This is a genomic window from Streptomyces sp. NBC_00178 (genome assembly GCF_036206005.1).
GTDB lineage: Bacteria > Actinomycetota > Actinomycetes > Streptomycetales > Streptomycetaceae > Streptomyces.
The window spans coordinates 2,802,459-2,820,848 of record NZ_CP108143.1; the positions used below are offsets into that span (position 1 = coordinate 2,802,459).

The window sequence follows — 18,390 nt, forward strand, 5'->3', positions numbered from 1 at the left end:
CCGCCCATACCGGGACTTCACGGGTTCGTCAGCCGCCCGAGCGCGCCGACGAACGACACGATGCCCAGGACCCACAGCGTGAGCGTCCCGGCCAACATGCCCCTGACCGTGGGCAGAGGCGCCGGACGGTCCCGCAGTACGGCGGTGATCCAGCCGCAGAGGGCTCCCCCCACCGGCAGACCGACGATCAGCAGCGCATACCGCTGAAGCGACTCCTTGGCCCGGTGGTTGACCTCCCAGTCGGTGCTCAGGTGCTCCCGCGCGTCCGCCGCGCTCATCCACAGGGAGAACAGCGGGGGCAGCAACAGGACCGCGATGACGACGAGGTCGACGACGACCTTGCGCCGGGTGCCGCGGTCCTGGTCTCGTTCCTGGTCCTGGTCCGTGCGAGCGTCCGCCACCGGGACAGGATGCAGGACGTGGAAGCGAGCAGCCACCCGTTTGCCCACTCCCGCACACGCCGCCGCGAGCCGGGCCACCCCGGCACCCGACCGCATCGGACACAGGATGCCGGGTCCGGCAGGGTGGGCCACCCCTCCGGCCGGGCTGCCGGGCGAGCGGGTGAGCGCGCCTTCGCCGCAGGGGGCCGCGTGCTGCTCACGTCGCCCTGAGTGAGTGTCTGGAAACTGAAACTTGGTAATCAACAGGCTCGGGGGCGGGCGGCATGCCTGAGCGCAGGGTCGATATTGTGACTCGATGGCAACACCAGATTTCATCCTTGCGCTGCGCAAGAAAATTGGAAGCGATCCGCTGTGGCTCTCAGGCGTCACCGCGGTCGTCGTCAGGGATGACCAGGTCCTTTTGGCGAAGCGCGCAGATAACGGCAAGTGGACGGCAGTGACTGGGATCATCGATCCGGGGGAGCAACCGGCGGACGCCGCAGCCCGGGAGGTGCTTGAGGAGACCGGTATCGTGGCAGTTCCGGAGCGGCTGGCGATGGTTCACGTCACGGACCCTGTCGTCTATGACAACGGGGACCAGACGCAGTATCTCGACCTGGTGTTCCGCTTTGCTTGGCAGTCCGGCGTTCCGAGTCCCGACGACGGCGAGAACACGGCTGCCGAGTGGTTCGCGCTGGACGACCTGCCTCCGATGTCAGACGACATGTGCAAGCGAATCGCAGCTGCCGTGTCCAACGAGCAGGCAGCCCAGTACGTCTTCTCTCCGCCGTCGCCCGGCGGCGCCTGAGAACCCGGCTCCACCGCGCCGGGTGTGAAGCTTGGATCAGTCCTTCCTGGACCAGTCCCTCCTCCACCGTGAACAGATCGTCGCTCCCCCTGGTCACCGACCCTCCCGGCGGCCGCATCGGCTCAATGATCAAAGCCTTGTCACCCAGCGCGAACTGGGCCTTTGTGACCTGAGCGATCAGCTCGCGTGCTTGTGCGACGAGCTCTTCGTAACGCGTCCGTGAAACGTTCCCGACCCGATCCAACATGACGTCACCACCCTCGTGCCCCTGGTCCGGACCGACCACCGGCGGTGGTCGGATCAACCGTTCATCAGCCCAGGACGCGACCGGAATGGGGCCGTGCGACTTGCTCATGACAGGCGCGAACAAGGAGCGTGCGGGGCGCGTCGGCAGCCCGTCGCGCCCCTCTGAGAAAGCCCTGGGATGTGCGTTTCACCTGCGGCGTTCGACTATGACGTCACCGTCACGGAGTTCGGTGACGCCTTCGCCCGCCAGGCTCGCGTCCGACACCGCGACGAACAGAACACCGCTGTCGCCGACTTCGTCATCGGCAGCGGCACCCCGCACTCCGAGCAGTACCGCCGCACCACCCCAACCGAACCCATACAGGCCAGCTTCACGACCCCCTGGCCATACGACCAGAGATCTCGGACAGACACTGAGCGAAGACGTTTTCAGCGGGCTCCTGGATAACCGGAAGCCACCGAAGCCCTGGAGCAACTGATGCGGCGGCCGGTCCAGGGCTCAACCGGCCGCTTCAGTCGGCTTGATGCGTCCTGACGCCCCTGGCCTCGAAGTCGAAGATGTTCTGATTGACGCGGAGACCGTCGACCGCGCCGATCCACATGTGGTCACGGCCCTTGCCCACCGCAGCCGTGAGGATCGTCGCTCCGGGGCCGCCGTCGTTGAGCGCTGCCTGCAACTGCTGGAGGGAGCACCTGGCAGCCTGGTTGCAGGCGGGGGCCTCGTTGCCCGTGAGGTACCAGTAGCCGGACGAGGTGGCGTCGATGAAGTCGCTCCATCGGTTCGTCACAGGCGAGGCGTCGGGCACCCACACCATCGTGGAGTAGTCGTCGGCCGGAAGCGCGGCCAGGTTCGGATCGATCTCGAACCTGATGTTCGGCATGTTCCCCGCGCCCCCGTAAGACACGTTCTCCCCCGTCTGGAAGACGTGGAACCCGACCTGCCGCAGGCCCCGCACGGGGTCCCCGAAGAAGTCGACCTCGTTGCCGAAGTCGACCTTCTCGCTGGGAGGGTTGAGCGAGGTGGAGTTGTCCGCCACCGCGATGCCGAGACTGCCTCGCCCGTAGGGCGGTGCGGCCGAAGGATCCGCGACGTCGAACGAGCCGAACGGGCCGTTCCGCAGCTCGGCGACGGGAGAGCCGATGGTGTTACGGGCGATCACGCCCCAGTGGTCCGAGTGGCGCGCCTGGTTCCCGTCGTTCCCCTCGCGGCCGTCGTCCCCGTCCGCGACGGCGGACCCCGGTACGGCGATCGCCGATGAGACCATCACAGCCAGGGCGGCGACCACCAGGGCACGGCCTCGGGTCACACCGAAGTGAGTGCTCACACTCATTTCCTTTCAGGTAGGCGCGGAGCACTCTGCGGACGCAGGTGCCTCAGCGCGGCGCGCGCCCGCCGGACATGACCCACAGTGAGTGCGCACTCACCACATAGGGGTATGAAAGCCCATCACGCAACGGAAGATCCGACAGGCCCGTCACTCTCCGTATCAAGCGCTCCCGCCGTATCCGCCAGCAGGCGTTGCGCGGGCTCTGATGCATTGGCCGGGCCTACGTGCAGGCACCTCCGGGGTATGCGGCACCCATTGGAGGGCCATGCGGCTGAGGACGGTGCACCGCCCGGCGCCGGGGCCGCCCCAGGGTCAGCGGGCATCGGCGAAGCCGACCGGACCCGACCGCTTCGGGCACAGGATGTCGGGTACGGCAGGGTCGGCCCTTCCTAACGTGAGTGCCGAAAGGAAGGAGTCCGGGATGCTGGACAGGCTGAACCAGGCCCTGGAGCACATCGAGGCGCACCTCGACGAGCCGATCGACGTGGCAGGCCTCGCGCGCATCGCCGTCACCTCGGAGTACCACTTCCGCCGGATGTTCTCGGCGCTCGCGGGCCTCCCGCTGTCGGAGTACATCCGGCGCAGGCGGCTGACCGTGGCGGGCGCCGAGGTGCTCGACGGTGGGCGGACGCTCCTCGACATCGCGACGCGGTACGGCTACGGCTCGGGCGAGGCGTTCGCCCGGGCGTTCCGTGCGATGCACGGGGTGGGTCCGGGCGAGGCCAGGCGCACGGGTGCGGCACTGCACTCCCAGCCCCGGATGTCCTTCCGGATCGTCATCGAAGGGAGCAGCAGCATGCGGTACAGGATCGTGGACCGGCCGGACTTCCGTGTGGTCGGCAGGAAGGCCCGGGTGCCGCTCGTCCATGAGGGGGTCAATCCGGCGATCGCCGACTTCATCAGGAGCATCGGCCCGGACACGTCGAAACGCATCGCCGCACTGGCCGACCAGGAGCCCGCGGGGATCGTCGGGGTGAGCGACCAACTCGACCCGAGCCGCGCGGAGGGGACCGAACTCGACTACTGGCACGGGGTGGTGACGGGCGCCGACGTCCCTGACGACATGGACGCGCTCGACGTCCCTGCGGGACTGTGGGCCGTCTTCGACAGCTCCGGCCCCTTCCCGCAGGCTCTCCAGTACCTGTGGCGGGACGTGTTCACCCAGTGGTTCCCGTCCAACCCGTACGCGAGCAGGCCCGGCCCGGAGATCCTCAGCGTGCGGGTGGCCGAGGACGGGGCCACGGCTGACGCACAGCTGTGGATTCCCGTGGAGCGTTCGGCGCTCTGAGAACCGGCGGTACGCCGGGCCCGCCCGGATCGCGACCGTCACCGCGGGGGGACCGTCACCGCAGGGGGACCGTCACCGCAGGGGGACCGTCACCGGAGCGGGAGGCGGGCATCGGGCCCGTCGAGGAGCGGGGCTCGGGCGACGTCCGTTCAGAGGGCGCCGCCGAGTTTCTCCTCGATCCACGCGAGCCCGTACTCGACCACGTCGGCGGCCTCGAAGAGGTGGCTCTCCGCCGCGCCGACGCGGCCGGAGAGTCCTGTCCCGGCGGCGAGCATGTCCCCCACGATCGTCTCGAACGGATCCCGGCCGGCCGGCGTGACGGAGGAGTAGTCGAAGGCCCCGCCCGAGGAGTCGATGTCCCGGAAGCGGCGCCAGACCCGCTCGCCGTCGATCGTGATCGGCTGCTCGTACTCCACGTACCGCTTGCCGGGCAGGTCGGCGAGCGCCTCGGCGTGGTGCAGCAGGGTGAGCGTCTCCAGGGGAGCGCCCAGCATCAGCACCCGGCCTCCGGCGGCGACGAGCCGGGCGAGCGGACTGCCCGGGCCGTGCGGGTCGTCCCACGGGTGGTCGGCCATCAGCTCGTCGGCCGACCACCCGAGCGCGGCGAGGCTCACGTCGGGGTGCCGGCTGCGTACGGCTCCGGGCCACCGGCGCAGCGCTTCCGGGAGGCGGCCGTTGTCGTGCTCGGCCTCGCTGGTCCGGGGATCGTAGGCGGGGTGCCCGGTGCGTACGGCGTCCTGCCAGGCCTGCGGCCAGTCGGTGAAGTCGTAGGGCGGGGCGTCGTTCCAGCCGCAGGTCACCACGAGGGTGCCGCGCTCCCCCACGGCTTGCCCCAGGGCGCCGATCAGGGTCTGGGTCCCGCCGGTCACGTATCCGATGGCGGACATCCGCGTGTGGAACATGACGGTGTCGCCCTCGGCCAGCCCGAGCGTCTTCAGGTCGCGGACGAGCCGGTCCCGGGTGACGGGCCCGTCGGCGCGTGCGAGCAGGGCCGCCCGGCCCTCGTCCGGTGGCGGTGTGCCCGGTACCGGGGCGGACTGCGGGGTGTCGGAGGTCGGTTCGCGCATACGCGGGACGCTATCGGGCCTCCTTTGTCCCGGCCCGGACTCCGGCGACCACCGCCATCGGCTCCACTGCCCAGGCGGGTGCTCCGGACCGGTGACCGCCGTGCCCGCGCTCCGCCCGGTTGCGACTGCGTGACGGTCTCGCGCGCACCGCCTCTCCCGGGAACCACGGCGCGCGCCCCCGCCGTCCTCCCGCGCGAACCACCCCGCGGTCACGATGGGTGCCGCGCGGGACACGCCAGGTATCCAAGGAGCAGCATGACCGTCCCCGGCAGTACGCGACCCCGGAACAGCCGCCCCGCGAGCACCCGTTCCCCGTCGGGACACGGCGCTCGTCCGGTCCTCCTCCGCTCCGCGAAGGCGGTCCTGGCGCTCGGCCTCGTGCTGGGGGCCGCCACCGCCTGCACCCAGACGTCGGAGGGCGGCAGCAAGCCGGCCAAGGACTGGAAGGCCGGTGACTGCGCCGGTCCGGACACGTCCACGTCCAAGGACGGCTTCCAGGCCGTCGACTGCGACGACCCCAAGGCGACGATCAAGGCGCTCGCGGTCAAGGACGGCGAGATCTTCGCCGGGGCCGTCGAGTGCCCGGCGGGGACCGACGAGATCATCTCCGTGAAGGTGTCCTTCGGCGGGGACGCGTCGACCAGCGGCATCCCCAGCAAGACGGTCTGCGGCCGCAACCTCTCCGGCGACCACCCCGGCGACGCCGGTGCGGGAGGCGGCCAGCTGGTCGTGGGCGACTGCGTCGACGACCAGGCCAAGGAGATCGCCTGCGCGAGCGGCGGCAACAAGGTGCTCGCCCTGGCCAAGACCGCCGACGCGTGCCCCGCGGAAGCGGACAACCCGATCGAGCTGTTCCCGAGCCCCGGCCGTCCGTACGACGCGATCTGCACCAAGAAGGGCTGACCCGGCCGCCGACGGGGCCCGCGCCGCTCGCCGCGCGGAGCCGGGCAGGGTCCGGGGCCCTGCCGGGCACGCCCGGGGGGCGTGAGGTCGGCGCCGCACGTCATCATGACCGCATGACCACTCACACAAGTCCGGTGCAGGCACTCGTCGTTGTCGACGTGCAGAAGGCGTTCACGGGCGGTGACTGCGCCCTGCCCGATGCCGCGCGCCTCGTCGACCGGACGGCCGGCCTGATCGCGCGGGCCAGGTCGGCCGGGGCGCTCGTCGTGCACGTCCAGAACGACGGAGATCCCGGGGCGCCCGACGAGCCCGGCACCCCCGGATGGGAGCTCCACCACCCCGTCGGGAGCGGACCGGCGGAGGTGGTCGTCCGCAAGACGCACGACGACGCCTTCCAGGACACCGCGCTGGGTGACCTGCTGACCTCGGCGGGCGTGAAGTCGCTCGCCGTCTGCGGCCTGATGTCGGAGATGTGCGTGCAGGCCACGGCGCGTACGGCAGTGGCGCTCGCCTACCGGGTCGTCCTGCCGCACGACGCCCACGCGACGTACGACATCCCGGCGGAGCCCGGCATCAGCCCCGTCGTCCGGGCGGCGGCCGTCTCGCGGGTGGCCGCGTGGCCGCTCAGCCGGGACGCGGACGTCACCGCGCGCGCCGCCGACGTCACGTTCACCGCTCCGCCGCACTCCGGGCCCTGAGTCGCGGAAGGGGGCCCGGGGCAGCACCGCCTCGCAGCAACCGGCAGCCGAACGCGCCCGGTTCGCCGCCCCTCAGTACCCGTGGCCGGGCCAGTGCGGGTCGTCCCAGCGGGCTTCGCCCGTGAGACCCAGCAGCCTGACCCGGTGGAGCAGGTCGTCGGACGCGCCCGCCGACCCGATCCGCGCCGGGGCGTGCCCGACCAGCCAGGCGGTCATCTCCCCGGCCATCGGGCCGTCCCTCTCCCAGGAGTACCAGGGAAGGGCGTCCCCCAGCAGCTCGTACTCCCAGTGCTCCACGGCCGTCCTCAGGTGCCGGTCGGCCACCGGGTGCGCGGTCTCCTCCCACACCGTCAGCCACGGAGCGGCCGTGCCCGAGCCCTCGGCGCAGACCGCGAACACCTCGTACGCCGGCACGGGGCCGTCCTCGGACAGGAGCACGTCCCTGAGCCAGGCCCGCAGGAAGGTCCTGACCGCCTCGGCCTGGGCGGTGGGCCACTCCTGCCAGCGGCCGCGCGCGAAGGACTGCCCGACGTTCCCCATGTCGAAGAGCGGCCTCACCCGGCCGGCGACGAGCTCGGTCGCGAACTGCGGGAGTATGCGGCGCAGCACAGCGGCGTGGTCCGACCAGTCCACGGCCTCCCAGGTGCGCCGCAGCAGGTCCGGGTCGAGCGGCACGTCCGGCACCTTCAGCAGGGCGAGCTCCTCCGCGCCGCCCCAGTGGCACTCGCAGTTGATCTCGTCCGGCCGGGCCGTCATTCCGCCGAGGACGGCGGACAGGTCCGCCAGTGCGGTGCGCAGTTCGCGCCGGGCGGGGGTGGGTGCGGTCTGGTTCATCGGCGTCGCGCCTTCGGGACTCCGGGGGCCTGCGCCCTCCGAAGATCGTCACCTTACCGGCCTCCCCGGTTCGGCGTACGGCGTTTTACGCGGGCTCACCGGCCCTGATCACGGGCCGCGTGCGGGCTGTGCTGAGAAGGTGCTGCCATGGCCTCCCTGCCGCGTACCGCCCCGATGCTCGCCACCCCGGGCCGTCTGCCGTCCGCGGCCGCCGACGAGCAGTGGGCGTACGAGGTGAAGCAGGACGGCCAGCGCGCCATGGTCTACGCGGAGGCGGACGGGACGCTGAGACTGCTGGCCAGATCGGGGGCCGACATCACCCCCGCCTACCCGGATCTGGCGGCGCTCGGGAAGGCCCTCGGCGGTGTGCGGGCGGTGCTGGACGGTGAGATCGTCGCCCTGGACGGCCAGGGGCGCGGGGACTTCGAGCGGCTGCAGTCGCGGATGGGCCTCTCGGGATCCCCGCACAAGGCGGCCCGCATGGCGCGGCTGGTCCCCGCCCACCTGGTGCTGTTCGACGTCGTCTTCCTGGACGGGGCGAGCCTGACGGCGCGCCCCTACACCGAGCGGCGGGCCGCGCTGGAAGGCCTGATGCTCGACGGGTCCCACTGGTCGACGCCCGCGGCCGTCGTCGGCCACGGCGACAGCGCACTGGCCATGACGCGGGAGGCCGGGCTCGAAGGCGTCGTCGCCAAGCGGCTGACGTCGGTGTACGAGCCCGGGGTGCGGGCCCGTACCTGGATCAAGATCCGGCACGTCCGCACGGCCGACGTGATCGTGGGCGGCTGGGTGCCGGGACGCGGCCGTCTCGGCGGCCTGCCGGGCGCGGTGCTGGTGGGCGAGCGGCACCCGGGCGGGCTCCGGTACGCGGGCAGCGTCGGCACGGGATGGAGCGACGCCGAAAGGACCCGGCTCGCGGGGCTGCTCGACGCGGCCGCCGTCGGCACCTGCCCCTTCGACGAGGACCCGCGGGTCGCGGGTGCACGGTGGGTGCTGCCGCGGCTGGTCGGCGAGGTGGGCTATGCGACCCGCACGAAGGCCGGGCGGCTGCGCCATCCCTCCTGGCACCGGCTGCGGCCCGATCTCGCCCCCGACGACATCGGCTGAGGGGTCCGCCGAGGACCCCCGCTCTCCTCAGGACGCCGTCCGCTTCCTCGCCGCCGTCTTCCGGGCCGGCTGCTTCTTCGCCGCCGACTTCCCGGAGGCGGAAGCGGTCTTCTTCGCAGCGGTCTTGCGGGCGGACGTCTTCCCCGCCGCCGTCTTCCGGGGGGCCGACGCCGCCTTCTTCCGGGTGCGGGGCTTGCCGGGCGTCATCTCGTGCACGGTGGCGTCCTCGCCCCTCGTCTCCTTCGCCGCCTTCACCGAGGCGTTCAGCGCCGCCATCAGGTCCATGACCTTGCCCGGCTCCTCCTCCTCGCCGCCCGGCGGCGCCGGCAGGGGCTTGCCCTCGGACTTCGCCGCGATCAGCTCCTCCAGGGCCTCCCGGTAGCGGTCGCGGAAGCCGGAGATGCCGTCCAGGGCCATGCTGTCGGTGAGCTGCACGGCTCGCTCGATCTCGTCCTCGTCCAGCTCCGTCTCCCGGGGAGCCAGCGATTCGGGGCTGCGGATCTCGTCCGGCCAGCGCATCGAGTGCAGCACGATCGCGTCCTCCCGCACCCGCAGGAGCCCCAGCCGCTCACGGTTGTGCCAGGCGAACTTCGCGACGGCGACCTTGTCGCTGCGCTCCAGCGCCCTGCGCAGCAGCGTGTACGGCTTGGCCGCGACCTGGCCGTCCACCGCGAGGTAGTAGCTGTCGCTGATGCGGACGGGGTCGATGCTGTCGGCGTCGACGAACGCCACGATCTCGATGGCCTTGGCCGTCGGCAGCGGCATCCGGTCGAGTTCCTCGTCCGTGACGGGCACCGTGCGGTCCTTGGCGATCTCGTAGCCCTTGCCGATCTCCTCCTGCGTGAGGACCTCGCCGTCGAGCTCGCACACCTTGCGCGTGCGGATCCGCCCCATGTCCTCCCGGTGGTACTGGTGGAAGGAGATCGAGTGGTTCTCGGTGGCGGACACCACCTTGATGGGGATGGTGACCAGGCCGAAGCTGATCGCTCCGGTCCACAGTGGCCTCGGCATCCGGTTCCCTCCAGTACCCCCCTGGCGGCGTGTGCCGGGAGGCGGACCGGAGCGCCTGGAAGGGAGAACCGGCCCGAGGGGCCGAGGCGCAACCGGGCCACCGCCCGTAAACCGATCCTCGCGCCCCCGCCCGCGGACCGCATGTGGATCACCGGGCGGGAGGGCCGGGAGCGGGCGGCCGGGCCGCGGGGCCCTACGCCAGGTCCAGCTCGCCGATCACCTGGTCCTCGCTCATCTCGCCGGTCTTCCGGAACCCGAGCCGGAGGTAGAACTCCTCGGGTCCGTGCTCGCCCTCGCCCCACGTGACCGTCACCCGCGTCCCGCCGCGCCGCCGGATCTCCTCGCAGACCTCCGCCACCGCGAAGCGGCCGTACCCCCGGCCCTGTTCCCCGGCCGCCACGGCGAGCCGCCAGAGGCCGGAGCGGGGCCGGTCCGCCGGGTCAGCGGGGGCGAACCGCACGTCGAAGAAGGCCATCACGAAGCCGACGAGCCGCTCTCCGTCGTAGACCAGCCGGGGCCAGGCCGTGGCGGGGTCGGCGTACGCCTCGGCGAGGGACCTGGCGACCGGGGCGACGAACTGTTCCTGCTCGGGTGCGACCTTCAGACGGCACGCGTCGAGGACGTTGGCCGGGGTCACCTTCTCCAGACGGAGCCGTGTAGTCATGCGCGCACCGTACGGGCAGGTCAGGGCCTTGGGCGACCGATTTAGCACCTCGCCCGGGGCAGGGGTCACCAGGCGGCGGGGCCGGCCGCGTCGAAGAAGCCACCGGTGGGGCCGTCGGCTCCGATGGACGCCATGCGGACGATGACGTCCGCTCCCTCCTCCACCGAGTTGGTGCCGGTGTGACCGTTGAGGTCGGTGGCGGTGTACCCCGGGTCGACGGCGTTGAAGCGGATGGCGGGGAACGCCTTCGCGTACTGCGACGTCACCATGACCAGGGCCGTCTTGGACGAGCAGTAGGCGAGCGCCGGAACCGTGAACTCGATGCGGTCCGGGTCGTTCGTCGCGGCCAGCGAGCCCAGTCCGCTGCTCACGTTGACGACGACGGGCGACGGCCCGCCCTCCAGCAGCGGCAGGAAGGCCCGGGTGACGCGGACGGCGCCGAAGACGTTCGTCTCGTACGTCGTGCGCATGTCGTCGCCCGTCACCTCGCCGACCGGCTTGCGGGCCCCGGCGATCCCGGCGTTGTTGACCAGGACGTCGAGCAGCCCCGCTTCCTCGCGCACGAGAGCGGCGGCGGCCCCCACGGAGTCCTCGTCCGTGACATCGATGCGGACGAACCTGGCCCCGAGCCTCTCGGCGGCCTCCTCACCCCGCCGGACGTCGCGCGCACCGACGTAGACGGTGTGCCCGGCCTCGACGAGACGGCGGGCGGTCTCGTAGCCGAGGCCCTTGTTCGCTCCGGTGATGAGGGTGGTGGTCATGGCGGTGCTCCCGTGTTCGGCGTGCGGACGGTACGTGGCTCCAGCCTGCTCGTGCCGCCCCGCGGCAGGGAGTACCCGCCCCAGCGGGTGGACCGGCAGTACCAGGCTGTTCGACGGCCACGCCCCGATACTGGAGGGGTGAGCACACCCGACGACGCATCCGCACACGGCGCGCCACAGGCACCCGCGGGGCCGGCCACCGGACCCGCCGGGAAGCGGGCCGAGTCCAACGAGCTGGGGCGGGCGCTGCACGGCTGGCGCGACCGGATCGCACCCGGGACGGTCGGACTGCCCGCCGGCGGGGTGCGCAGGGCCGTGGGCCTGCGGCGCGAGGAACTGGCCCAGCTCGCCGCCCTGTCGGTCGACTACATCACCCGCCTCGAACAGGGCCGGGCCACCTCGCCCTCGCCCCAGGTACTCGCCTCACTGGCCCGCGCCCTGCGCCTGTCCGCCGACGAGAGCGCCTATCTGCACCGGCTCGCCGGGCAGCCCGAACCGGGCCCCGGACACGTCTCGTCCCACATCCCGCCCGGGCTCCGCCGGCTGCTCGACCAACTCGCCGGCGCGCCCCTGAGCGTGCACGACGCCGCGTGGAACCTCGTCGAGTGGAACCGGCAGTGGGCTGCCCTGTTCGGCGACCCGTCCGCCCTGCGCGGACGCGAACGCAACATCGTCTGGCGCCACTTCGCCGGCCGGACCGGCCGGGTGCGCCAGACGTCCGAGCAGCGGGCCGCTTTCGAGGCCGCCACCGTCGCCGATCTGAGGGCCGCGACCGCCCGGTACCCCGCCGATCCCGAACTCCGTTCCCTGGTGAGGGATCTGCGGTCGGCCTCCGCCGTCTTCGCGGAGCTGTGGGACTCGGGGATCGTGGGAACCCACGCGTCCGGCAGCAAGAGCGTCGACCACCCCGAGGTGGGCACGCTCAGCCTGGACTGCGACGTCCTCGTCGCCGCGGGGAGCGACCTGCGCGTCGTGGCCTACACCGCGGCTCCGGGCAGCGAGGCCGCCGAGCGGCTGCGACTGCTCGGCGTGATCGGCACGCAGGCGATGAACTGACCCGGGCCCGACCGCACTTCTCGGCCGGGCCGGGAGCCCGCGGCCGCGTTCCGTGCGGCGCACGGCTCGGGGGAAACCCGGATCGTGCTCGGCGTGGTCACGGTCTGGGCCACACCGTCGACCAGCCAGCCGGTGAACTGGAAGCCGGGGTTGGGGGTCGCGGTCACGGTGACCTGGACACCGGGGTCGTACGGGCCGTATTCACTGGGCTTGAGGCTCGCGGCTCCGGCCACGGGGCTGGAAGCGAGGTTGAGGGAGACCCGGTTGGTCACCCGGGTCGGCCGATAGGCCGCCAGGATGTCGGCGCTCCGCGTCGCGGTGGCGGCGTTGTTGTTGTTCTCGTCACCGACGGCCTGGCCGTTGAACAGGTTCTCCAGGGCCGAGTACTGGTTGACCACCTTGCACGGCTGGGCGCAGGCGCTGGAGTACGCCATGATCGTGTGGTGCTGCTGGTCCGCGGTGATGAAACCGTAGTTGGCGGTGTTGGGAGGGGTCGTCCCTCCCTCGTTCACGACCGTCGCACGGTCGTGAACCAGGCCGAAGTTGTGGCCGATCTCGTGCGCGAGGTTCTCCCATGCCGTCACGGAGAAGACGCTGGTGACGGAGAACGCGGCGCTGTCCGTGGTCGGTGCGGCGGCCGGGGTGGGCAGGTTCGCCTGGCCGGAGCTGTCCTCCGCGGGGATGGTGGCGAGGAGTGCGACGAGGTCGGCGCTGTACGTGCTCCGCGCGGTGGCGGCCGGGGCCCCGAGGACCTGGTTCGCGGGGTTGCTGAGCATGCCCAGCAGGGTCCCGGCGTTCTCGCGGGGGACTCCGGTCGTCTGGGTCTGGTAGGTGTTGACGACGTGCACGCTGGCCGGCACACCGCTCGTTGCGAGCGCCCTGTTCAGCTGGTTCACGCCACAGGTGATCCGGCCCTGGACGGCTGCGACGCTGCCGAGTTCGGCGACGCTGGCCGGGGTGTAGGCGACGACGATGTCGATGGCCGCGGGGTTCTCGGGAGTAGCGATCCTCACCCCGGGCTTGTGAGGCTTGTGGGGCTTGTGGGGCTTGCGCGCGGGTACGTCGACGGTGTCGACGCCATGCCCGTTGGGGGGCAGCGCCAGGGAGTCGATCTCCGTCAGCACGTACCCGCCCGACCGCTTGACCGTCGGCGCGTACTGGTACTGGCGGAAGCCGCCGTCGATCGCTCCGGAGAGGGTGACCGGGCCGCCGTTGCACGCGCCGATGACGGACACGGAGATGGTGTTCTCGGGGATCTTCGGGTCGTGACCGCCCCAGTACACCGTGCCGTTCGCGTCCTTGCGCCGGAAGTCCTGGACCGCCGTGAAGCCCTTGCCGTGCCGGAAGAGCGGGAAGGTGCGGCGCTCGGGCTTGCCCTCCTTCGGCTTGCCGCACAGGGAACGGAACTCCTTGGCGTCCGCGCGCATCACGGCGCTGCGGACCACCCAGGGTTCGCGCTCGCCCCCACCGGTCCCGGCGGACGCGGCAGGTGTACTCAGGGCCAGGGGCAGAGTGGCCGTGAGGGCGGTCGCCGCGGTGAACGCGGCGAGTAGGGAACGACGCATGGGAACGTCAACCTCTCTCTGGGGGGATGTGCGCCCAATGTTGGGCAACTGCGCTGAGCCGCTTCCCGATGGGCTTCGCGGACGGCCATCCGGGGCGAGGTTCACCCGGTTACAGCCGCCTCCAGCAGGCCCCGCTCCGTCCTCTCGCCGCATACCCGGGGCGGCACGGCCGGAGGGGAACTCCAGGCATACCCACGCTTTCAAAGTTGCTCGTTACCAGCTATAAATGAGCAACTTCGAGCATCACCCGCCTGGGTTCACGCAGCCCGCATCCGCGAAGGACGCCCATGCCGCTCATATCCACCGGTGACATCACCCACCGCGCCCGCACCGGGGCGACCGGCGTCGGGGCCTTCAACGTCGTGCAGATCGAACACGCGCAGGCCATCGCGCGCGGGGCGGAGGCGGCCGGGCTTCCGGTGATCCTTCAGGTCAGCGAGAACACCGCCCGCTACCACGGCTCCCTGGAGGCGATCGGGCTGGCCGCCCTCTCCGTCGCCGGAGCCGCGGGTGTGCCGGTGGCCGTGCACCTCGACCACGCCGAGTCGGCCACCCTGGTCCACGAGGCAGTCCGGCTCGGCTTCACCTCGGTCATGTTCGACGCGTCGAAGCTGCCCTACGACGACAACGTGGCCGCCACCCGGGAGATCGCCGACCACTGCCACGCCCGAGGGGTGTGGGTGGAGGCGGAACTCGGCGAGATCGGCGGCAAGGACGGGGCGCACGCTCCCGGCGTGCGCACGGATCCCGACGAGGCCCGCGCGTTCGTCGAGGCCACCGGTGTCGACGCCCTCGCCGTCGCCGTCGGCAGTTCCCACGCGATGCTGACCCGCGACGCCGCGCTCGACTTCGCCCTCATCACCCGGTTGCGGGACGCTGCGGGCGTCCCTCTCGTCCTGCACGGCTCCTCGGGCGTCGGCGACGAGGGCCTCGCCCGGGCGGTCACCGCGGGCATGACGAAGGTGAACATCTCCACCCACCTCAACAAGCTGTTCACCCGCACCGTCCGCGGCTACCTGGACGCCCACGCGGACGCCGCCGACCCCCGTGCCTACCTCGGCCCCGCCCGCGACGCCGTCGCCGCCGAGGTGGCCCGCCTGCTTGCGCTGCTCGCACGCCCCGGGCGGTAGGGTTTCGCTCGGAACGAGGAGGACCAGGTGGCGGCGCACACACGATGGACCCGGCTGCTGGAGATCCTCGGCGACCAGGGCCACCTCGACGTACTCGAAGCCGCCGAACAGCTCGGCTGCTCACCCGCCACCGTCCGCCGCGACCTCGACGAACTCGCGCGGCAGAACCTCCTGACCCGCACCCGGGGCGGCGCGGTGGTGAGCACCGTCGCCTACGACCTGCCCCTGCGCTACAAGGCGGCCCGCAGGGCCGACGAGAAGCAGCGCATCGCGAAGGCCGCCGCCGAACTCGTCCCCTCCGGCTCCACCGTGGGCATCAACGGCGGCACGACGACGTCCGAGGTGGCCAGGGAGCTGGCCGTACGGCCCGAACCCGCGGGCGGCGGCACGGCGCTCACCGTGGTGACCAACGCGATCAACATCGCCAACGAGCTCGCGGTCCGGCCGCAGGTCAAGATCGTCGTAACCGGCGGGGTCGCCAGGCCGAATTCGTACGAACTCGTCGGCCCCCTGGTCGACTCCGTCCTGCGCACCCTCGCGCTCGACTACACGATCCTCGGCGTGGACGCCGTGCACCCCCGCTTCGGCGCGGCCACGCACGACGAGTCCGAGGCCGGCGCCAACCGGGCCCTCGCCGAATGCGCCGGCACGGTGATCGTGGTGGCCGACTCGTCGAAACTCGGGCGCCGGGCCTTCGCCCAGGTGTGCGAGACCGGCGCCGTGTCGGTGCTGGTCACGGACCGGGACGCACCGGCGGACGTCGTCGGCGAGTTCACCGCACTGGGAGTCGAGGTCCTGCGGGTCTGACCCGCCGGGGTGTCCCGTCGGCCGTGCCACGGGGAGGCGCCCTCGGGCAGCCCCTCCGCGGGCCCTTCCGGTCCGGCCCTCAGCGGTAGTCCTCCGGGTGGCCCTGCATCCAGGTGTTGATCCGGTCCCGTGTGCCGGGCAGCAGGCCCCGGTGCTCCTCCAGGTTGTCCGTCGAGAGGTCGCCGTGCAGCGCCCTGCGCAGGGTGCCGATCCAGGCGACGGGTTCCCCGAAGTGCGCGGGGCCCTGCTTGTCGGCCTTCATCGACCGGTCCAGGCCCGCCAGCTCCTCGTGGACCCGGCCCAGGAAGTAGGCGCAGTTGCCGTCCCCCGGCGCACAGCCGTCCTGGTACGTCGCCTGGAGCCCGGCGAAGGCGTCGCGGACGAGTTCCGGCCCGGCGGGACCCGTCCCGGCGGCCTGGGCCGCCTCGGTGGGCACGGCCTTCGGGGACGCCTGGTCGGCGGCCGCCTGCGCCGCGGCGGAGGGATGCGTGTACGGGACGTCACCGCCCGGCCCGTCGGTGGTGGTGGCGGCGCTGCAGCCCGCCAGGCACGCTCCCAGGATCACGCCCGGTATCGCGGTACGCAGACCGGTGCGGAAGAACATGAGGCCCCCCTCGTCGACTGGCCCGGACCCTATCGCTCCGGGGGCGTCAGCCCTCCACCAGGCCCTGCAGCGCGGGGGCGTAGAGGTCCGCGAGGTGTTCGGGGGACGCCCGCGCGCCCGCACCCTCCCGGTGGAGGCTCAGGGTGGCGCCGAGTCCGATGAGGTGGCCGGCGATCAGTTCGGCGCGCAGAGCGCGCTCCCGGCCGGGGAGCCGCGCCGTCAGGCGGGCGGTCACCTGTTCGTGGAAACGGTCCCGCAGCAGGGAGCGTTCGTCGTGGTTGCCCAGGGAGAAGACCACGCGCAGGAGCGGGTCCCCCTTCTGCTCCCTGCGCCTGCGGACGAGCGTCAGCACCATGTGGCGGCCGAGCCCGTCGAGCGGGGCGTCGAAGAGCTCCGCGGCGGCCGGACCGAAGTCGGCGACGGTGTTGAAGAGTTCCTCCTTGCGGCCGAAGTGCTTGACCACGAGGGACGCGCTCACCCCCGCGTCGGCGGCGATGCCGCGGATGGTCACCTCGGCGTACGGCCGCTGGGTGAACGCCCGGCGGGCGGCGAGCAGGATCGCGTCCTTGCCGGTGGCGGCGGCTTCCGGCGCGGTCGGTACGGTGACTCGGGCGGTCATGCGCCCTCCTGGATCGGCATCGCCCGCGTGCGGCCGCTGCTCCTGCGTGTGCCTCCGACCGTACCGTCACTCCGGCGGCGGCCGGGCAGGCACAGCGTCACGCCGAGGGCCAGCACGGCGGCGCCGGCCGCGATCATGAAGACCAGCCGGTAGGCGCCGAGGGTCGGGGCCTCGCGGCCGGCCGCCAGGAACGTCATGTTGGCGAGCACGGCCGCCACCGTGGCGCTGCAGAAGGCCTGGCCGACGGACCGCATGAGGGTGTTCAGGCCGTTGGCCGCGCCCGTCTCGCTCACGGGGACACCGCGCATGACCAGCGCCGGCAGCGCGGAGTACGCGATCGCCGTGCCCGCCGAGACGACCGTGGCGCCCGCGATGATGAGCCAGAGGCTGTGGCTGGTGAAGTACCGGACCACGTAGCCGACGGCGATGATCCCGGCCGCCAGCGCCAGGCTCGTCCTCGGCCCGTGCTTCGCGGAGATGCGCGCCGACACGGGCGAGAGCGCCACCATCGTCACCCCGCCGGGCAGCAGGCACAGTCCGCTGACGACGAGCGAGGCGCCCAGGCCGTAGCCCGTGGCCTTCGGCTCCTGCACCATCTGGGCGGTGACCAGGGAGTTGGCGTAGAAGGCGAAGCCGATCAGCAGCGCGGCGACGTTGGTGAGGAGCACGGCGGGCCGGGCCGAGACCCGCAGATCGACCATGGGCGTGCCCACCCGCAGCTCGTACGCCCCCCAGACCAGGGCGATCACGAGGGCGGCCACGAGCAGGCCGAGGGTGCGGACCGAGGTCCAGCCCCAGCCGCCGCCCTGGGTGACGGCCAGCAGCAGGCAGACCAGCGCCGCGGTCAGCCCGAGCGCGCCGAGCACGTCGAACCGGCCCCGGGAGCGCAGCGGGGACTCGGGCACGAAGCGGAGCACCAGGGCGATGTCGACGATGCCGATGACGCCGGAGACCCAGAACATCGTGTGCCACTCGAAGTTCTCGATGACGACCGCCGCGAGGGGCAGCCCGACGGCCGCGCCGATGCCCAGCGTCGAGCTCATCAGCGCCACCGCCGACAGCACCCGCTCCGGCGGGAGTTCGTCGCGCAGGATGCTGATGCCCAGCGGCACGACGGCGATGGCCGCGCCCTGGAGCGCGCGTCCGGCGATCAGCAGGCCGATGTGGGAGCTCGCAGCGCACAGGACGGAGCCGGCGACGAGGACGACCAGGGACGCGACGAGGACGCGGCGCTTGCCGTACATGTCGCCGACCCGGCCGAGGACCGGTGTGAAGACCGCGCCGGTCAGGAGGGTCACGGTGACGAGCCAGCTCGCGGCGGCCGGCGTCGCCCCGGTGAGTTCCGGTATGTGTGGGAGCAGCGGCACGACGATCGTCTGCATGATCGCGACCACGACGCCGCAGAAGGCCAGGACGCCGACGGCGAAGCGGGGGTGGTCCGGGGCGGCGACGGGCGCGGGTGCGGTCATCAGGTCTCCGTACGCAGAGGGGTGCACAGGTGTTCACCCTCAGGG

20 protein-coding genes are annotated in these 18,390 nt (G+C 72.2%); 8 read left to right on the forward strand and 12 right to left on the reverse strand.

The window, feature by feature from the left end:
• Positions 1 to 17: 17 nt before the first annotated feature.
• Positions 18 to 401, reverse strand: coding sequence for a hypothetical protein (locus tag OHT61_RS12000; protein WP_329037655.1), 384 nt, complete (start codon positions 399 to 401; stop codon positions 18 to 20).
• 295 nt (positions 402 to 696) lie between these two features.
• Here OHT61_RS12000 and OHT61_RS12005 point away from each other — a divergent pair, with 295 nt between their 5' ends.
• On the forward strand, positions 697 to 1,188 hold the full coding sequence (locus OHT61_RS12005) for an NUDIX hydrolase (protein ID WP_329037657.1): 492 nt from the start codon (positions 697 to 699) through the stop codon (positions 1,186 to 1,188).
• A 433-nt stretch (positions 1,189 to 1,621) separates the two neighbouring features.
• On the opposite strand, the gene OHT61_RS12010 is transcribed toward OHT61_RS12005, so the two are convergent.
• Together OHT61_RS12010 and OHT61_RS12015 are read right to left on the reverse strand one after the other, a co-directional pair.
• The gene (locus tag OHT61_RS12010; RefSeq protein WP_329037659.1) at positions 1,622 to 1,756 is read right to left on the reverse strand and encodes a hypothetical protein; all 135 of its coding nucleotides are present in this window, start codon (positions 1,754 to 1,756) and stop codon (positions 1,622 to 1,624) included.
• A gap of 190 nt (positions 1,757 to 1,946) precedes the next feature.
• Complete coding sequence (locus tag OHT61_RS12015; protein WP_329037661.1) at positions 1,947 to 2,759, reverse strand: hypothetical protein; 813 nt, start codon at positions 2,757 to 2,759, stop codon at positions 1,947 to 1,949.
• A 424-nt stretch (positions 2,760 to 3,183) separates the two neighbouring features.
• Here OHT61_RS12015 and OHT61_RS12020 point away from each other — a divergent pair, with 424 nt between their 5' ends.
• Positions 3,184 to 4,050 carry an AraC family transcriptional regulator gene (locus OHT61_RS12020; RefSeq protein WP_329037662.1) on the forward strand — a complete coding sequence of 289 codons (867 nt, stop codon included), beginning with the start codon at positions 3,184 to 3,186 and terminating at the stop codon, positions 4,048 to 4,050.
• A gap of 149 nt (positions 4,051 to 4,199) precedes the next feature.
• Here OHT61_RS12020 and aac(3) read toward each other — a convergent pair whose 3' ends face one another.
• Positions 4,200 to 5,117, reverse strand: coding sequence for an aminoglycoside 3-N-acetyltransferase (aac(3), locus tag OHT61_RS12025; RefSeq protein WP_329037663.1), 918 nt, complete (start codon positions 5,115 to 5,117; stop codon positions 4,200 to 4,202).
• A 255-nt stretch (positions 5,118 to 5,372) separates the two neighbouring features.
• Between aac(3) and OHT61_RS12030 the strand changes: the two genes are divergently transcribed.
• Positions 5,373 to 6,020: a hypothetical protein gene (locus OHT61_RS12030; protein WP_329037664.1), complete on the forward strand. Its 648-nt coding sequence runs from the start codon at positions 5,373 to 5,375 to the stop codon at positions 6,018 to 6,020.
• Positions 6,021 to 6,133: 113 nt separating this feature from the next.
• Positions 6,134 to 6,718, forward strand: a complete 585-nt coding sequence (locus OHT61_RS12035; protein ID WP_329037667.1) for a cysteine hydrolase family protein — start codon at positions 6,134 to 6,136, stop codon at positions 6,716 to 6,718.
• A gap of 72 nt (positions 6,719 to 6,790) precedes the next feature.
• Here the strand turns inward: OHT61_RS12035 and OHT61_RS12040 are convergent, their stop codons facing one another.
• The gene (locus OHT61_RS12040) at positions 6,791 to 7,552 is read right to left on the reverse strand and encodes a hypothetical protein (protein ID WP_329037669.1); all 762 of its coding nucleotides are present in this window, start codon (positions 7,550 to 7,552) and stop codon (positions 6,791 to 6,793) included.
• Positions 7,553 to 7,699: 147 nt separating this feature from the next.
• On the opposite strand from OHT61_RS12040, the gene ligD reads away from it, so the two are divergent.
• On the forward strand, positions 7,700 to 8,659 hold the full coding sequence (gene ligD / locus OHT61_RS12045; RefSeq protein ID WP_329037671.1) for a non-homologous end-joining DNA ligase: 960 nt from the start codon (positions 7,700 to 7,702) through the stop codon (positions 8,657 to 8,659).
• A gap of 27 nt (positions 8,660 to 8,686) precedes the next feature.
• On the opposite strand, the gene ku is transcribed toward ligD, so the two are convergent.
• The 3 genes from ku to OHT61_RS12060 form a co-directional block, all read right to left on the reverse strand.
• Complete coding sequence (ku, locus tag OHT61_RS12050; protein ID WP_329037673.1) at positions 8,687 to 9,670, reverse strand: non-homologous end joining protein Ku; 984 nt, start codon at positions 9,668 to 9,670, stop codon at positions 8,687 to 8,689.
• A 193-nt stretch (positions 9,671 to 9,863) separates the two neighbouring features.
• Positions 9,864 to 10,334 (reverse strand): GNAT family N-acetyltransferase, encoded by a 471-nt coding sequence (locus OHT61_RS12055; protein WP_329037675.1) that lies wholly within the window; start codon positions 10,332 to 10,334, stop codon positions 9,864 to 9,866.
• Between the two features lie 65 nt (positions 10,335 to 10,399).
• Complete coding sequence (locus OHT61_RS12060; protein WP_329037677.1) at positions 10,400 to 11,095, reverse strand: SDR family NAD(P)-dependent oxidoreductase; 696 nt, start codon at positions 11,093 to 11,095, stop codon at positions 10,400 to 10,402.
• A gap of 234 nt (positions 11,096 to 11,329) precedes the next feature.
• Here OHT61_RS12060 and OHT61_RS12065 point away from each other — a divergent pair, with 234 nt between their 5' ends.
• Positions 11,330 to 12,151, forward strand: coding sequence for a helix-turn-helix domain-containing protein (locus tag OHT61_RS12065; RefSeq protein WP_329043212.1), 822 nt, complete (start codon positions 11,330 to 11,332; stop codon positions 12,149 to 12,151).
• Here the strand turns inward: OHT61_RS12065 and OHT61_RS12070 are convergent.
• Entirely contained in the window at positions 12,073 to 13,716 is a 1,644-nt protein-coding gene (locus OHT61_RS12070) for a M12 family metallo-peptidase (RefSeq protein ID WP_329037681.1), read from the reverse strand. The two genes, OHT61_RS12065 and OHT61_RS12070, sit on opposite strands and share 79 nt — an antisense overlap.
• 287 nt (positions 13,717 to 14,003) lie before the next feature.
• Here OHT61_RS12070 and OHT61_RS12075 point away from each other — a divergent pair, with 287 nt between their 5' ends.
• The gene (locus OHT61_RS12075) at positions 14,004 to 14,846 is read left to right on the forward strand and encodes a class II fructose-bisphosphate aldolase (RefSeq protein ID WP_329037684.1); all 843 of its coding nucleotides are present in this window, start codon (positions 14,004 to 14,006) and stop codon (positions 14,844 to 14,846) included.
• A gap of 27 nt (positions 14,847 to 14,873) precedes the next feature.
• A complete protein-coding gene (locus tag OHT61_RS12080) occupies positions 14,874 to 15,653 on the forward strand; it encodes a DeoR/GlpR family DNA-binding transcription regulator (protein ID WP_329037685.1) in 780 nt (259 codons plus the stop codon).
• Positions 15,654 to 15,732: 79 nt separating this feature from the next.
• On the opposite strand, the gene OHT61_RS12085 is transcribed toward OHT61_RS12080, so the two are convergent.
• From OHT61_RS12085 to OHT61_RS12095, 3 genes are read right to left on the reverse strand one after another with little or no spacing between them, the layout of a single operon-like run.
• Positions 15,733 to 16,257, reverse strand: a complete 525-nt coding sequence (locus tag OHT61_RS12085; protein WP_329037686.1) for a hypothetical protein — start codon at positions 16,255 to 16,257, stop codon at positions 15,733 to 15,735.
• A gap of 46 nt (positions 16,258 to 16,303) precedes the next feature.
• Positions 16,304 to 16,876 (reverse strand): TetR/AcrR family transcriptional regulator, encoded by a 573-nt coding sequence (locus OHT61_RS12090; RefSeq protein ID WP_329037687.1) that lies wholly within the window; start codon positions 16,874 to 16,876, stop codon positions 16,304 to 16,306.
• The gene (locus OHT61_RS12095) at positions 16,873 to 18,345 is read right to left on the reverse strand and encodes an MFS transporter (protein WP_329037688.1); all 1,473 of its coding nucleotides are present in this window, start codon (positions 18,343 to 18,345) and stop codon (positions 16,873 to 16,875) included. The genes OHT61_RS12090 and OHT61_RS12095 overlap by 4 nt, the downstream gene beginning before the upstream one ends.
• Between the last annotated feature and the right edge of the window lie 45 nt (positions 18,346 to 18,390).